Source organism: Acinetobacter sp. 1130196, assembly GCF_000588095.1.
Taxonomy (GTDB): Bacteria; Pseudomonadota; Gammaproteobacteria; order Pseudomonadales; family Moraxellaceae; genus Acinetobacter; species Acinetobacter nosocomialis.
The window spans coordinates 1-16,225 of sequence record NZ_JFWX01000020.1 but is presented as its reverse complement, the minus strand read 5'-3'; the positions used below and the strand labels follow the sequence as shown (position 1 = coordinate 16,225).

At 39.4% G+C, this 16,225-nt stretch carries 15 protein-coding genes; 10 read left to right on the top strand and 5 right to left on the bottom strand.

Annotated elements, in window-relative coordinates:
- The first annotated feature begins 45 nt into the window (after positions 1-45).
- Positions 46-828, top strand: a complete 783-nt coding sequence (locus tag J671_RS15320; RefSeq protein WP_017393664.1) for a M48 family metallopeptidase — start codon at positions 46-48, stop codon at positions 826-828.
- 58 nt (positions 829-886) lie between these two features.
- Here the strand turns inward: J671_RS15320 and J671_RS15315 are convergent, their stop codons facing one another.
- Positions 887-1,936, bottom strand: coding sequence for an NADP(H)-dependent aldo-keto reductase (locus J671_RS15315; protein WP_004888034.1), 1,050 nt, complete (start codon positions 1,934-1,936; stop codon positions 887-889).
- 160 nt (positions 1,937-2,096) lie between these two features.
- Positions 2,097-2,804 (bottom strand): cAMP-activated global transcriptional regulator CRP, encoded by a 708-nt coding sequence (crp, locus tag J671_RS15310; RefSeq protein ID WP_031982773.1) that lies wholly within the window; start codon positions 2,802-2,804, stop codon positions 2,097-2,099.
- Between the two features lie 440 nt (positions 2,805-3,244).
- Here crp and J671_RS15305 point away from each other — a divergent pair, with 440 nt between their 5' ends.
- Both J671_RS15305 and J671_RS15300 read left to right on the top strand, forming a co-directional pair.
- A complete protein-coding gene (locus J671_RS15305) occupies positions 3,245-3,667 on the top strand; it encodes an OsmC family protein (RefSeq protein ID WP_001195082.1) in 423 nt (140 codons plus the stop codon).
- Between the two features lie 90 nt (positions 3,668-3,757).
- Complete coding sequence (locus J671_RS15300) at positions 3,758-4,183, top strand: GNAT family N-acetyltransferase (RefSeq protein WP_004888033.1); 426 nt, start codon at positions 3,758-3,760, stop codon at positions 4,181-4,183.
- Here the strand turns inward: J671_RS15300 and J671_RS15295 are convergent.
- Entirely contained in the window at positions 4,180-4,986 is an 807-nt protein-coding gene (locus J671_RS15295) for a peptidoglycan DD-metalloendopeptidase family protein (RefSeq protein WP_004888031.1), read from the bottom strand. The two genes, J671_RS15300 and J671_RS15295, sit on opposite strands and share 4 nt — an antisense overlap.
- 299 nt (positions 4,987-5,285) lie before the next feature.
- Here J671_RS15295 and clpB point away from each other — a divergent pair, with 299 nt between their 5' ends.
- Complete coding sequence (gene clpB / locus J671_RS15290) at positions 5,286-7,865, top strand: ATP-dependent chaperone ClpB (protein WP_002156879.1); 2,580 nt, start codon at positions 5,286-5,288, stop codon at positions 7,863-7,865.
- A 56-nt stretch (positions 7,866-7,921) separates the two neighbouring features.
- Here clpB and J671_RS15285 read toward each other — a convergent pair whose 3' ends face one another.
- Positions 7,922-8,410, bottom strand: a complete 489-nt coding sequence (locus tag J671_RS15285; RefSeq protein WP_031982772.1) for a CinA family protein — start codon at positions 8,408-8,410, stop codon at positions 7,922-7,924.
- Between the two features lie 268 nt (positions 8,411-8,678).
- Between J671_RS15285 and J671_RS15280 the strand changes: the two genes are divergently transcribed.
- On the top strand, positions 8,679-9,095 hold the full coding sequence (locus tag J671_RS15280) for a hypothetical protein (RefSeq protein ID WP_004888026.1): 417 nt from the start codon (positions 8,679-8,681) through the stop codon (positions 9,093-9,095).
- A gap of 24 nt (positions 9,096-9,119) precedes the next feature.
- On the opposite strand, the gene rlmKL is transcribed toward J671_RS15280, so the two are convergent.
- Positions 9,120-11,324 carry a bifunctional 23S rRNA (guanine(2069)-N(7))-methyltransferase RlmK/23S rRNA (guanine(2445)-N(2))-methyltransferase RlmL gene (rlmKL, locus tag J671_RS15275; RefSeq protein ID WP_031982770.1) on the bottom strand — a complete coding sequence of 735 codons (2,205 nt, stop codon included), beginning with the start codon at positions 11,322-11,324 and terminating at the stop codon, positions 9,120-9,122.
- Positions 11,325-11,552: 228 nt separating this feature from the next.
- Between rlmKL and J671_RS15270 the strand changes: the two genes are divergently transcribed.
- The 5 genes from J671_RS15270 to J671_RS15250 form a co-directional block, all read left to right on the top strand.
- A complete protein-coding gene (locus J671_RS15270) occupies positions 11,553-11,897 on the top strand; it encodes a hypothetical protein (RefSeq protein ID WP_004709834.1) in 345 nt (114 codons plus the stop codon).
- A 123-nt stretch (positions 11,898-12,020) separates the two neighbouring features.
- Positions 12,021-13,037 (top strand): aspartate carbamoyltransferase catalytic subunit, encoded by a 1,017-nt coding sequence (locus J671_RS15265; RefSeq protein WP_004888022.1) that lies wholly within the window; start codon positions 12,021-12,023, stop codon positions 13,035-13,037.
- 12 nt (positions 13,038-13,049) lie between these two features.
- Positions 13,050-14,285 carry a dihydroorotase gene (locus J671_RS15260; RefSeq protein ID WP_004709832.1) on the top strand — a complete coding sequence of 412 codons (1,236 nt, stop codon included), beginning with the start codon at positions 13,050-13,052 and terminating at the stop codon, positions 14,283-14,285.
- A 213-nt stretch (positions 14,286-14,498) separates the two neighbouring features.
- Positions 14,499-15,941 carry an OmpA family protein gene (locus J671_RS15255; protein WP_031982769.1) on the top strand — a complete coding sequence of 481 codons (1,443 nt, stop codon included), beginning with the start codon at positions 14,499-14,501 and terminating at the stop codon, positions 15,939-15,941.
- A 27-nt stretch (positions 15,942-15,968) separates the two neighbouring features.
- The coding region (locus J671_RS15250; protein WP_005101361.1) for an IS5/IS1182 family transposase at positions 15,969-16,225 on the top strand (257 nt) is incomplete at its 3' end.

Below are 16,225 nucleotides of genomic sequence, written 5' to 3'. Positions count from 1 at the left end.
GCAAAAGAATAAACAGTTTTTTTAAGATTTAGGTGACCCATGTTGATGAATAAGAAACTTTTTTTAAGCTTGTGTGCTGCAGGTGTTGTAACAATCTCTGGTTGCGCAACAATGGCTGACATGGCTGGTGCAGATACAGCAACATTAAATGCGCAGTCTGCACAAGGTTTTACTAAAATGGTGCAGGAAGCACGTGCTAAAGGGACTTTAGATACAAGTTCAAGTACCTATAGCCGTATTAATGCTGTTTTCAACCGTTTAAAACCTTATGCTGATCAAGTAAATCAAACAGGGCAGCCATTTAGCTGGCAGTTGGCTGTACTGAAATCAGATACTGTTAACGCCTACGTTGCACCAGGTGGTAAGGTCGTGTTCTACACAGGTATTGTGAATAAGCTCAACCTAACGGATGCTGAAATTGCAGCTGTTATGGGCCACGAAATGACGCACGCTTTAGAAGAGCATGCTAAAAGTAAAATTGGCGCACAGGCTTTAACTGATTTGGCATTAAATATTGGCTTAAGCTATGCAGGTGGCGGTAACGTTAACCAATTAGGTGCGGCTGCTGCACAACTAGGTTCGCAAGTAGGGGTGGGCTTACCATATTCGCGTAGTTTAGAGAGCCGTGCTGACCAAGGGGGCTTAATGTTAATGGCACGTGCAGGTTATAACCCAAATGCTGCTATTACCCTCTGGGAAAAAATGAACAAACTTGAAGGTGCTGGTGGTTCATCTTTCTTGTCTACTCACCCATCTAACGCTCAGCGTATTAATGATATGCGTAAAAACTTACCTGCAGCATTAGCTATTTATAATGGCCGTAGATAAGTTTTAAAACTTTAATATAAGTATAAAAACGGATGCTTAAGCATCCGTTTTTTTGTTTTTAAGGGGCAGGATTAGGCTGTTGTACATGAATAGCTTCTATGCCTTGTAAAATTTCTGGTGAAAGCTCAATTTCAAAAGCCTGAATATTCTCTTTGAGCTGATCTAAGCTAGTCGCACCAATAATTGTACTCGTCACAAAGAATTGCTGTTTAATAAAGGCTAGAGCCAATTGAGTCAGGCTTAAACCATGCTTTTCAGCGAGCTGTGCATATTGTTCCGTTGCCCATTCACTTTGTGGATTGCTATAGCGACTAAAGCGTGGAAATAGAGTAACGCGAGCATTCGCAGGACGTGCCCCATTTCTAAACTTACCAGTTAAGTAACCAAAAGCAAGAGGAGAGTATGCAAGTAATCCTACACCTTCATATTTAGCAATCTCAGACATACCGATTTCATAAGTACGATTAAGCAGGCTATAGGGGTTTTGCACACTCACAAATTTACTTACACCTAAATTTTCAGCAAGCTGTAAAAACTTCATAGTGCCCCAAGGCGTTTCATTAGATAAGCCGATATAACGAATACGTCCTCGATTAATCTCTTTTTGAAGAGCAAGTAATGTCTCTTCTAAAGGCGTAGTGTTGTAATTATTGTGGGCCTGCTGATTACCATAAGCGAGCGTGCCAAAAAAGTTGGTATGACGTTCTGGCCAGTGTAATTGGTAGAGATCAATATAGTCTGTTTGGAGGCGTTTAAGAGAACCATCAATCGCTTGTGAAATATGTTCACTATTAAACTTGGTATGACCTTCTCGAATATGAGTTCCACCAAAGCCAGGACCTGCAATTTTTGAAGCAAGGAATACTTTGTCACGTTGACCATGTTGTGCAAACCAATTGCCTAAAATGGTTTCAGTCGCACCATATGTTTCTGGTTTAGGGGGTACGGAATACATCTCTGCTGTATCCCAAAAATATAAACCGTGCTCTAAAGCGTAATTGAGTTGTTCGAAAGCTTCTTGTTGAGTGTTTTGCTCACCAAATGTCATAGTACCTAAGCAAATTTCTGGAAGGTTAATGCCAGTGTGACCAAGTGGTTTGAATTGCATACTGCGAAATCCTTGAGAAATTTTAAGTTAGCCTAACGGAAAATATGTATTCAACTTAAATCATAAAAATAGAATAGTTTGTAAGCTTTATGTATTAACTCATTGTTGCATATAAAAAAAGCAAACCGAAGTTTGCTCTTTATTAAATCATTACGAATAATTATTCTTCGTCATCATAGTCTTCGTCAGTGACAGGAGTTTCTTCTAATGATGCATCAAAAAAAAGAATAGCCTTACCATCTGTCTGGATCATACCTTGATCTTCTAAGGTCTTTAATACACGGCCAACCATTTCTCGTGAACAACCGACAATACGTCCAATTTCTTGACGGGTAATACGAATTTGACGACCATTCGGCAAGATCATTGCCTCTGGTTGTGAAGATAAGTCGATTAAGCAACGCGCAATACGACCAGACACATCAATGAAGGCAAGGTCAGTCATTTTACGAGTTGTATTTTTTAAACGACGAACAAGTTGCGCGAAAACGGCATAGCTGAGATCTGGATACTGTTTGCTCAGTTCATGGAAGTTGTCATATGAAATTTCTGCAATTTCACAGACATCACGGGTACGAACTTCAGCTGTACGTTGAGGGTTCGGTTCGAAAAGCCCCATTTCCCCAAAGAAGTCACCAGGATTCAAATATGCCACAACAATTTCACGCTCATCATCTTCACGTAAAATAATTGAAACTGAGCCTTTTAAAATTAAATATAAAGATTTTGACTCTGTTCCGGCATCAACAATTGTGGTTCGTTTTGGATATCTGTTGATGTGAGCACGCTTTAACAATGCTTTAACGGATTCAGGTAGTTGCCCCGGAGATAAAGCATCTGTGCTGAGTTGTGAAAAATTTGAAGTCATGCTTGATATGTTCCGAATAGGGTAAACAATTCACACAAGCTCGAGATGAGCTATTACACAGAAGAGATGAAATTCCTTATCAACTCATTTTATGTTAGTGTACAAAACAAGGGCCTGTTGACATTTCACAGATGGTTGCGACATAAGACGATTTTTCTAGACGTTACGAAGCAAGAACTATGGAATTTAGTCATTCTAAATAAATAGAGCTTAACAACGAAACGCACAAAAAAATCTGGTCTTGCGCTGCACCTAAGATGCTTAAATCGCACCTCAGATTTTGGCTGAAATTTAACAAACTTTTTTACAAAACGGGACAAAGGATTGCCCTTGTCTGTGTTTTGCGTTTTTATTTGGATTAATTTTTAGCTATTACGCAATCCATAGATGAAATGTCAACAGACCCTGCTTAAATTTATAATTTTTTTTGGGTAGTTGCAATGCAAACAAGTGTACATTGGCTAGAGAATGTTGCTTTTGAAGCGAAATCAGAGAGTGGTCATAGTGTAGTGATGGATGGCTCACCTGAGTATGGTGGCGAAAACCGTGGACCACGTCCTATGGAATTGATATTAATGGGACTTGGTGGGTGTGCTTCGTTTGATATTGTGACTATTTTAAAAAAATCTCGTCAAGATGTGACGAATGTCGTATGTCAGCTTAAAGCTGAGCGAGCAGATGCAATTCCAGCTGTTTTCACCAAGATCCATTTACACTTTGTAGTGACAGGTAAAGCCGTAAAAGAAAAACAGGTTGCAAAAGCAGTAGAGCTATCAGCTGAAAAATATTGTTCAGCAAGTAAAATGCTTTCTGATGGTGGCGTAGAAATTACCCACGATTTTGAGATTATTGAAGCTGCATAATTTTATATGAATAGCTGAAAAGAAAAGCTAACAGTCATGTTGGCTTTTTTTATGATAAGAACAATTCAAAAAATAAAAGGAGAATGTTGGGTGAATATCCGTTTAGCTCAATCAAAAGATACCGAATTTATATGTCACTTACTGAAACAAATGGGATATTCACAGCCATTAAGATTGATTGAGGAACAATTCCAAAGATTAAGTAAAGATTCTAACGCAATTACATTGGTCGCAGCTGACGATTTAAATGTATATGGAGTTTTATCACTTTATTTTATTCCGCAAATTGCCTTAAAAGGGGACTTTGCCAAAATATGTTATTTGTATGTTGACGAGAATATGCGTAGTAAAGGAGTGGGGCATTTGCTTGTACAAGAAGCAGAACGGTTGGCAAGGGAACGTGGTTGTGACCGGATGGAACTGCACTCAGGATTGCAAAGGCCTTTAGCGCATCAATTTTACCTAAGAGAAGGTTATGTCGAGGCGCCAAAGTACTTTCGTAAAGCTTTAAATTAATGAGCTGGGTTTAGAAAAAGTTGAGGGTCTACCCGAGCATTGTTAAGGCTCATTCCCCAATGTAAATGTGGCCCTGTTACACGGCCTGTTTTACCGACTAAGCCGAGTACTTCACCTTGATGGATACGCTGGCCCTTTTCTACTTTTATCTCGCTTAAATGGCAAAACATGCTAATTAAACCTTGGCCGTGATCAATTAATACAGTTTGTCCATTAAAGAAATAGTGTCCTGTTTGAACGACTACACCATCTGCTGGAGCAACTACTTTTTGACCTATTGGTGCTGGAATATCCAGACCTGAATGAGGTGCACGTTCTTCACCATTGAAGAAACGTTTTCTTCCAAAAGAGTTGGTAAATTTTCCCGAAGTTGGACGTATAAATTTAGGCAAGCTTTGCCATGAACTTGTTGTGAAAGAACTATAAACCTCATTTTGTTCTTTCGCTTCTTGAGCATAGCGGTCTAATTGACTTTGGTTGGGGTTCACATAGTCTTGATTGGTAACTTTAATCCTTTGCTCAGCATAAGGATAAGACTTAACTTCTATTTGAATAGGCGCTTTATTGGTATCAAGCTGAATGCTGCCGAGTGGTGTAGATAATGGAATACCTACTACAGCATAACGTTGATGGCCTTCTTGACTGATTAAAACGGGTTTGTGTTGAAAAGTGACTTGAGTAATATCGGTCGATAATGAAACGACTGCAATTCCACCGGATCTTCTTGAGTCTTGGGGTAACTCTGCTATTGCTAGAGTCGAGCTAAAAAGACAAGTTGTTAATATAATATGTTTTAAACGCATTTTAATTTCAAAAACAGGATGGAATTAGCCTAATAAATTAATTCCTATTTTTGGAATTCTCAATGAAGACTTTGTGAAAAGAGTGGAACAGACGAAACCAAATATAAATATTTAAGCGATTTAATAAAATGTAGCTGAAGTGTACTTGAAATATATACAAAACAAACCCATATTATAATCGAGTTTTACTCATAGTATTTTTTATAAGATCATGAAAAATATATAAAAAATTATTTGAAATCCGAAAAAGTGTTCCCATCTATTACACAAGTACGAATTTGTTGTGAGGAATAACAAGAATGCGATTTGAAAAATTTACGAACCGCTTGCAGCAAGCCCTCTCAGATGCTCAATCCTTAGCAATGGGTAAAGACCATACGGCTATAGCAGGTATTCATATTTTGAGTACTTTATTGGAAGAGCCGTCTAATATTAGTTTGTTGCAACAAGCAGGTGCACGGTTACCTGAACTTAAACAAAAGCTAGAGCAGGCTTTAAAAGATGCTCCGACTATTGCTAACCCGACGGGTGATGTCAATTTAAACCCTGAAGCAGTTAAAGCACTTAATTTGGCAGATCGATATGCGCAAAAAGCTGGCGATGAATTTTTGTCGACTGACTGGGTTTTATTGGGCTTAGCAGAAACTGGCGAAACAAAAAATATTTTAAGTGCCGTAGGTGTAACTCCCGACAGCTTACGCAAAGTAATTGAACATATTCGAGGTAGTGACAAAGTCATGAGTAATAATCACGAAGACCAACGTGACTCACTTAATAAATATACAATTGATTTAACTGAGCGGGCTTTATCGGGGAAACTTGATCCGGTCATTGGACGTGATGATGAAATTCGACGCACTATTCAGGTCTTGTCACGTCGTACAAAAAACAACCCTGTACTCATCGGTGAGCCGGGTGTTGGTAAAACCGCTATTGTTGAAGGCTTAGCACAGCGTATTGTCAATGGTGAAGTGCCAGAAGGCTTAAAGAATAAACGTGTTTTATCACTAGATTTAGGCTCATTACTTGCAGGTGCTAAGTATCGTGGTGAGTTTGAAGAACGTTTAAAAGCTGTTTTAAAAGATTTGGCGAAACACGAAGGCGAAATCATCTTATTCATTGACGAGTTACATACACTCGTTGGTGCTGGTAAAGGTGACGGCGCGATGGATGCAGGGAATATGTTAAAACCTGCGTTGGCTCGTGGTGAGTTGCGCTGTGTGGGTGCAACAACCTTAGATGAATATCGTCAATACATTGAAAAAGATGCCGCTTTAGAACGTCGTTTCCAGAAAGTTCTGGTGGATGAACCAAGCGTTGAAGATACCATTGCGATTTTACGTGGTCTAAAAGAAAAGTATGCTACTCACCATGGTGTACAAATTTTAGACTCAGCGATTATTGCAGCAGCGAAAATGTCTCATCGTTATATTACAGACCGTCAATTACCAGACAAGGCGATTGACCTGATTGATGAGGCAGCTTCTCGTATCAAAATGGAGATTGACTCTAAACCTGAAGCACTTGATAAACTTGATCGCCGTTTAATCCAGTTGAAAATGCAGTTGGAAGCGGTGAAAAAAGATGAAGATGCAGGCAGTAAGGCCGAAGTTACTCATCTTGAAAAACAGATCGCTGAAGTTCAGAAAGAATATAACGATCTCGAAGAAGTGTGGAAATCTGAAAAAACTTTGGTAGAAGGCACTAAACAAGCTCAGGTTGAACTTGATAAAGCACGTATTGCTTTTGAGAAAGCTCAGCGTGAAGGTGATTTAGCCGAAGCAGCACGTTTACAATATGGCGTTATTCCAGAGCTTCAAAAACAGCTTGAGCAAGATGAAGTTGCTGAAGAAAACGAAGAGCCAAAACTCATTCGTACTAAAGTAACTGAAAATGAAATTGCCGAAGTCGTTAGTGCTGCAACGGGTATTCCGGTTGCTAAAATGATGCAAGGCGAGCGTGAAAAACTCCTTCATATGGAAGAGTTCTTGCATGACCGTGTTGTAGGACAAGATGAAGCAGTTGTTGCGGTATCGAATGCAGTACGTCGTTCGCGTGCCGGTTTGTCTGACCCGAATCGTCCTAGCGGATCATTCTTGTTCTTAGGACCAACGGGTGTTGGTAAAACTGAGTTAACTAAAGCTTTAGCTAACTTCTTGTTTGATAGTGATGATGCCATGATTCGTATCGATATGAGTGAATTCATGGAGAAACATTCTGTCAGCCGTTTAGTTGGTGCGCCTCCGGGCTATGTGGGTTACGAAGAGGGCGGTGTTTTAACCGAAGCTGTTCGCCGTAAACCATATAGCGTGGTGTTGTTTGATGAGGTTGAAAAAGCGCATCCAGATGTTTTCAATATCTTGCTCCAAGTGTTGGATGACGGGCGCTTAACCGACTCACAAGGTCGAGTAGTGGACTTTAAAAACACGGTTATTGTGATGACATCAAACTTGGGTTCACAAGATGTACGTGAGCTTGGCGAAGGTGCCACTGATGATGAAGTGCGTACAGTCGTGATGAATGCGGTAAGTCAGCATTTCCGTCCGGAATTTATTAACCGGATTGATGAGCTTGTAATTTTCCATTCACTCAAGAAAGCGCAGATTCGTGGTATTGCGGATATTCAGTTAGATCGTTTACGTTCACGTCTTGTTGATCGTGATATGAGCTTAACTGTAGATGACAGTGCATTTGACTTATTGATTGATGCTGGTTTCGATCCTGTATACGGAGCACGTCCATTAAAACGTGCAATTCAACAACAGGTTGAAAACACTTTGGCTCAAAAAATCTTGTCAGGTGAGTTTGTTGCAGGTGATACCATTTTAGTTAAAGGTGAGCATGGTCACTTGGTCTTTGATAAAATGAAACTCAGCTAAGTTTGTTCTGCTAAAACCGAAAAGAGAATATGGAAACATATTCTCTTTTTTTATATTTAACTTTTATGCTGATTGGAAGATATAAGCGCAATAATTGAGTCTGCCACTTTTTGCGTGAGAGTTTTAAGTTTTTGTTCGGCATGTCCTGATAAAAAATAATGGTAATGATAAATACGTCCTAGATAAGAAATACAAATAAAAAAAGTACCTACAGGTTTTTCCGTGGTTTCACTTCCGCCATGTTTGAGTAAACCTGTACAACTTACAATAATATCGGCTTTTTGAAATAGAGTTTGACCAAGCCTGCACATTTCTTCAGTTACTTGTGGTGATTCTGCTGTGTAGGTTTCGATTAACTTTGGTTCAACTTTTAAAACACTGATTTTAATACTGGGGTCATAACTCACTAATCCGCCCAGTAAAATATCAGCGCCACTATTTTTATGAATCGAAAACTGACTGGTTAAGTAACCTGAACTGGCACTTTCAATAAATGCAACTTTAAGTTGAAGATCTTCTAATAATTGACAGCATTGCTGAAGCATTATTCCACCTCGTATGGTGTTTATTTATGAATAAATCTAAATGCAAATACATTATAAAATCACAGTAAGTGATCTGGAGTTATGGTGCAAGTCTGAGATAACAATCTATAAAACTACTTGAATATTCACGAAAGGCCTGTGAAGAATTTCAGATTTTAAAATGATCAATGCTAATTATCGGGAAGTTTCTTTATAACATTGCGACAAGGTTAAAAAGTTGCTAGTTTGATTTCATATAACGAACAATAACAATTTTAGGAAGTAGGTAATGAATAATAAGCAAGGGTATATGCTGGGAGTTTTGAGCGGTGTGTTTGTATTATTATCAAATGCCTGGGCAGCACAACCAATGACAGAAAGTGCGCTAGCCACTCAAACAGGTGCGGTAACCACATCTTTACCCGTCATTATTGCTAAGGCTCAAGATGATGCACAAAAACCTGAAATAGAGCAGCACCAAGCTCGCAAAGAATTAGGAGATAATTATTTACAAGAAGTTCGCTGGAACTCATTAAGATCGAGTGTGTTATCACCTTATCAAGAACAAAAACAAAATCAGGTGATAGATATTAAAGAAAAGAAAAAATTAGAAATGGTGGCGCTACCAGACCGAGCGGACCGTTTTACACGTTATGAGTTTGAACCGAAAAATGTACATGGCGAAGTTATCATTACCGTAAAGTAATGATAACTTCTCGCCAAATTTATATCAGTTCAATCCTAAATGCTGAATTTTCCATGCACGGTGGATTTTTTGATTACGTTTAAAATCGGGTCCAATTGTTTCAGACGTAATTTCTTCAACGTCGTATAGCGCTTCAATTTCTTCATCCATTTCAAAGCCGCGGTAGTTATTTGAGAAGTAAAGCGTACCTTCACTTGTTAAACGGTTCATAGCACGTTTAATAAGAGACACATGGTCGCGTTGTACGTCGAAAGTACCGTAGAACTTTTTAGAGTTAGAGAAAGTAGGTGGGTCAATAAAGATAAGATCGTATTGTTCGTGACCTTCTTTTAGCCATTCAAAACAGTCACTTGCAAAGAACATGTGTTGTTCATCTGCATGATCTACAGTTAAACCATTTAAAACGAAGTTTTCTTTAGACCAGCTCAAGTACGTGTTCGATAAGTCGACACTTGTAGTACTTGCAGCACCGCCTAAAGCCGCATGTAAGCTGGCTGTAGAGGTATAACTATATAAGTTAAGGAAGTGTTTACCACGAGCTTCTTGAGCAATACGTAAACGCATTTGACGATGGTCAAGAAATAAACCTGTATCAAGATAGTCAGTCAGGTTTACTAAAATCTTAGCTTTACCTTCTTGAACGATAAAACGTTTTGAAGCTGTGCTTTGTTTCGTATATTGGTTAGTACCTGTTTGGCGAGCACGCGTTTTAATAAAAATAGCGTCGCGGTTTAAACCGGTAACAGCACGAATTACAGCAAGTGCTAAATTAAAACGTTTTTTTGCTTTTTCAGGATCGATTGTTTTTGGTGGTGCATATTCCTGAACATGTAAACGGTCACCATATAAATCGACAGCGACATTAAAGTCAGGTAAGTCGGCATCGTATAATCGTAAGCAGTAAATATTTTCTTTAGTGGCCCATTTTTTCAAGGCAGTCATATTTTTTTGCAAACGGTTCGCAAAGTCTTGAGCTTCTTCCATTTCAACAGGTTGAGCTTGCCAAGTTGCTAAAAATGGCTGTGTTACTTTTTCTGGTTTGATTGCACCAAAACGAATGTAAATTGGTAACTTACCATTCATTAAACGTAAAGTTTCAGGTGCTTCAAAAGCTAAAACATCTGCTTGTTCAATTTGAGCTGCAATAATGGCTGCATATTGATTTGGGAAATGTTTTTGTAAAAGTGCCGATAACCCTAAGTAAAGAGAACGGTTTGATGCTTTATCACCTAAACGTTCGCCATATGGAGGGTTAGTCACAATAAAAGCTGTTTTCTTTTCAGCAGCAAAATCTGGCCAGTCAGCTAAAGTACGTTCTTCAATTTGAATTTGGCTTAATAGCTTTTCAAAGCCTGCTGCAATAATGTTTTCACGAGTTGCTTTTACAGCTTCCCAGTCAGCATCAAACGCATAGAACTTAGGTAGTGGTTGCTCAAGCGCTTTTTCATGACGTTCTGCTGCTTCAGCTTTGAGTGAAAGCCAAAGTTCACGGTCATGACCATGCCAACCATTAAAGCCAAAACGGCGAACAAGACCAGGTGCGCGGTCAGTTAAAATCATTAATGCTTCAATGATAAAAGTACCTGAACCACACATTGGGTCGAAGACAAGCTCTGGATTACGTTCTTTGAGCTTAGCTTTTTGTAAAATTGCTGCAGCAAGGTTTTCTTTAATCGGTGCATCCGTCATATAACGACGGTAGCCACGTTTATGTAATGAGTCACCAGATAAATCTAGGCAATAAGTATGTTCAGTCTTGCCAGCAAGTACATATAACGTAATTTCTGGTTGTTTAGTATCAATACTTGGACGACGGCCGACAGCTTCCATAAAGGAATCGACTACACCGTCTTTTGCTCTAAGCGTTGCAAATTGGGTATTAACTTTAATTTCACGTTCTGCATGTAAGCGAATAGCAAAGTTACTTTGTGGTGCAAAAATAAGTGACCAGTCAAAGCTCATTGCACCTTCGTAAAGCTCTTCCGCTACATCACGTGCATCATGTGTATGTTCAAGTTCATACGTATGGATTGGAAGTAAAACACGAGAGGCAAGACGGGACCACATGCAAATGCGATAAGCATGTTCAAGTGTCCCTTCAATGATTAAACGTCCAGCTTTACGTTCTGTCACTTTGGTGCCAAGCTGTTCTATTTCTTCTTGTAAGAGGCTTTCTAAACCATCAGCACAAGTAATCCAATAGTGGTTTAAACGTAAAGAGGTATTCATAAACTCGATTGACCAAAACATATAAATATTAACGATGCAAAGTTTAACTTATTTTGATGTGTAAAGGTTTTTAAATTATTGCAACCTATCACTTGGCAACCAATAAACTGATTTTTAAAGCTTAAATCCTATAAACTGGTATGTATTTTGCTAAACCTCTATGAGTAAAGCTTATTTATTAAATGGTTTTTAACCAATTTTATGATTTGAAAGCATAGGGGAATATAAATGAAAGATATGATGGGGAATGGTTTTGTAGCCAATGCGGAAGCTTTTTCAGTGTCCACACAAATATATGTGCGTATGCGTAGGATCACAGGGCGGGTCATAGATGCATTGTATGTGGTCCAAAATAAAGATTACGCAAAGTATGTAATAGCGCTGGCTTTGGAAACAGATGACGATGAATTAAAACGTTATGTTGAACGATTAAACTCATTGACTGACTCCATACCAGAGCTTCCTCAAAAACAAATCGCGGAAAATGTTCAGTTAAACGAAGAAAAAGAAATCACGGCTGAAGACATTTATCGGGCACAAGTTCCGCACCATTATATTGGTGCTTTAAGGTAATATCGGCATGGCCCTAAATTTTCTGGTCAATTTAGGGTCTTATTCTGTAAAGTTCTTCTGCGAAAAAGCTGGAATTCAGCTACACTATGCACGTTTTCGCGATTCGACCCATAGGAATCCATTATGCATATTGCAGCATTGCATCAACCGAGCCAGGTTCAGCTCAATCAAGACGGAAATTTAAAACATTTTTTAACGATTGAGGGCCTTTCAAAAGAAAACCTCACTAAGATTTTAGATACCGCTCAAAGCTTTTTAGACGATAATAATAATTTAATTAACCGCCCGCTTTTAGAAGGACGGACGGTGATGAATCTCTTCTTTGAAAACTCCACACGTACCCGTACTACTTTTGAAGCAGCAGCAAAACGTTTGTCTGCCAATGTATTAAACATTGATATAGCACGTTCAAGCACGTCAAAAGGTGAGACTTTACGAGATACACTTTGGAACCTCGAAGCAATGGCTGCCGATATTTTTGTAGTTCGCCATTCATCTTCGGGTGCTGCACATTTCATTGCTAAAGATGTATGTCCAAAAGTCGCAATTATTAATGCCGGAGATGGACGTCATGCCCATCCAACGCAAGCGATGCTCGATATGCTCACAATTCGCCGTGAGACGAAAAAACCATTTGAAGATTTGAGTGTTGCGATTATTGGTGACATTAAACATTCTCGTGTGGCACGTTCAGATGTGGCTGCACTTCAAACTCTTGGATGTAAAGACATTCGTGTAATTGCACCAAATACATTATTACCAGTTGGCTTTTCAGAATACGGTGACTATGTTCGTTTGTTCAATAACATGGATGAAGGCGTCACTGGTTGTGATGTGATTATTGCGCTACGTATTCAAAATGAGCGTATTGATTCACCAGCGTTATCTTCGCAATCTGAATTTTATAGAATGTATGGCTTAAACAAAGAGCGCCTAAGTTTAGCTAAACCGGATTGTATTGTTATGCATCCGGGACCAATGAACCGCGGTGTAGAAATTGATTCGAGTATTGCCGATGGTGACCAGTCTGTGATTTTAAAACAGGTTACTAACGGTATTGCAGTTCGTATGGCTGTACTGGCGTTGTCTATGCAAGGGCAACTTCAAGAACAAGGTTTAATTGAAGCGATTGCGTTGTAAGGAATGGATCACATGAGTATTGTAAAAATTGAAAATGTACGTGTGTTAGACCCAATCCAAAAAACAGACAGCGTACAAACTGTATATATTCAAGACGGTAAGCTCGTTGCTCCAGTCGAACAAGTTGAACAAACCATTGATGGGCAAGGCAAATGGTTAATGCCGACCATGGTTGATTTGTGTGCACGTTTACGTGAACCGGGTCAACAGCAGCATGGTACGCTTAAGTCTGAGGGAAAAGCTGCACGTGCCAATGGTATTTTGCACGTGATTACCCCACCAGACTCAAAGCCAATTGTACAAGACAATGGTGCCCTCATTCATGGCTTGATTGAAAAGGCTTGGCATGACGGCGGGATTCATCTGCATATTATTGGTGCCCAGACTCAAGGCCTAAATGGTAAGCAACCAGCAAATATGGCAGGTCTTAAAAAGGGTGGGTGTACTGCTGTTTCAAATGCAAATGCTGCTTTTGAAAATGATGATGTTGTTGTCCGCACGCTTGAGTATGCTGCGGGTCTTGGTCTAACAGTCGTGTTCTATGCTGAAGAGCCGCAACTTGCTAAAGATGGCTGTGCTCATGAAGGCTTTATCGCATCGCGTCAAGGTTTGCCAATGATTCCTGCAATTGCTGAAACTGTAGCGATTGCAAAATATCTACTTATGATTGAAGCGACAGGTGTCAAAGCTCACTTTGGCTTGTTGTCTTGCGGTGCATCGGTTGAATTAATTCGTGCAGCAAAAGCGAAAGGTTTACCTGTTACTGCCGACGTCGCAATGCACCAGTTACATTTAACTGAACAATTAACGGATGGCTTTAACTCACTTGCACATGTTCGTCCACCATTACGTTCTGAGCAAGATAAAGAGCTTTTACGCCAAGGTTTAAAACAAGGTGTAATTGATGCAATTTGTACGCATCACGAACCATTAAGCAGTTCAGCGAAAATGGCTCCATTTGCTGAAACCCAACCGGGTATTACTGCATTTGATACTTATGTAGCTCTAGGTATCCAACTCATTAATGAAGGCTTATTTGAGCCACTTGAGTGGGTTACTAAAGTAACAAGTGCTCCTGCACAGGTAGCAAACATGACTGCGCGTTGGCAAGCTGAAGCTGGGTGGGTGTTGGTAGATCCTGAACTAAGCTGGACGTTAACTAAAGACACTATCTTGTCTCAAGGAAAAAACACGCCATTACTGGGTCAAAACCTTACTGGTAAAGTAGTACAGACTTTTGCTGTATAGTTTTTAATAGTTAAAAGCTTATTCAAAATATAAACAGGCAGATCATAATGATTTGCCTGTTTTGTAAATACTAGATGGAAAATTGTATATAAATTATTTAAAAGACAACAAAAGATTTCGAGCGCATTAGAATAAAAAACTATCAGCAAAGAGAAGTATTTGAATAATCAAAAAATTGCTGGTTACGACGTATAAGATTCGGGAGAATAAACAATGTCGATAAACCCTATAGAACTGCTTAAAGAAAAAGTATCATCAACAATATTGAATAATCAGGATGGATTCCTAGGCGAAAAAACTAACGCGCTCTCTAAGTTTTATCCAATTCTACTTTCATTATTAGCTGCTAAACCTGATCTTATTGGACAGTTAAAAAACAGTTTAGCTCCATCATTATCCGATCTTTTTTCTCATAATGACCAAATTAAAAATACGGTACTAACACACCTAAGTGGCACTGCACCATCTGCCGAGATTGAAAGTACACTCAATAGTGCGATCAAACCCAGTCTTAATACGATTTCTGAAGTCGCTGGAAGCGATCAACAAAGCATTGTGAACTATTTACGTCAACATGCGGAAACGATTCGTTCATATTTACCAGGGTGGGCAGTCGGCTTATTAGCTCCATTGGGTATTGGTGCGGGTTTATCATCAGTAACAACATCAACTGCACCTCCGCTTGCAGCGGCAACGGAAACGACTGGTAAATCTCGTGGTTTTTTACCGATTATTGCGCTTATTATTCTTGGTTTATTAATTGCTTGGTTATGGCGCTCTTGCCAGCATAAAGAAGCTACACCTGTACCCGAGACTACTCCTGCAAGTGGTGTAGCGGCCGCAGCAGCTGCACCGGCTACTTTAACTTTAAGTACGGACGATAAAGGGGCAGTAAGTCAATGTCAGGCAGGCATTGGTGATCAGGGCTTCTTGGCAACTTTACAAACGCAAGTTAAAAAAGTTCTTTCAGGGACTAAAGACTGTAATGTTGATACCAGTCAAACTTATGCTGCTGCATTTACCGATAAAGATGCGTTAGCAGGTGTGCTCGGTGCCTTAAAAGGAGTTCCAAACGCGTCTTTAGAATGGGTTGGTGACAAAATCACTTTGAAAGCAGGTGATGCCGCAGCTTTAGAAGCTTTAACTGCAAAAGTAAAAGCACTCGTTCCTCATACTGAAGTTGTTTCAGCTGCACCACAAACAGCTGAGCAATCTGTAAGTAATAGCTTAACTGCTTCACAAACTGCTTTAGGCTCAATTGACCCGAACAATGTAGATGTAAATGCTTTGGTTAAAGCGCTTAACCTACAAATTATTAACTTCGCGAGTGGTTCAAGTGAAATTCCTGCAGATAACAAAGCCATTCTTGACCAAGCTGCAACACTGTTAAATAAAGTGACTAGTGTGAAATTAAACGTAGGCGGTCACACTGACTCAACAGGTAATGCTGCTGCCAATAAAGCCCTTTCTCAACGCCGTGCTCAAGCCGTTGTAGATTACTTGGTTTCTAAAGGCGTAGATGCATCTAAACTTGTTGCCCAAGGCCATGGTTCAGAAAACCCTGTTGCAGAAAACACAACTGAAGAAGGACGCTTTAAAAACCGTCGTATTGAGTTTTCAGTAGCTCAAGGCTTTGTTGCACAAAGCTATTCTTGAAGGCTTCTTCAGTAATATAATTTCCAGATGAAGAAGCCTACACCTAAAATCTATCGTACAACCAATTGGTCCTCGTATAACCAAGCTTTAATCAAGCGAGGAAATATTTCAATCTGGTTTGATCCTAAGACGCAATGGTATGCACAACCACAAGGCAAGCAAGGACGAAATCAAACTTATTCCGATACAGCGATTCAATGCTGTTTAATGATCAAATCTCTATTCCGTCTTTCTTTACGTATGGTTACTGGCTTTGTTCAAAGCCTGATTAAACTCTGTGGCTT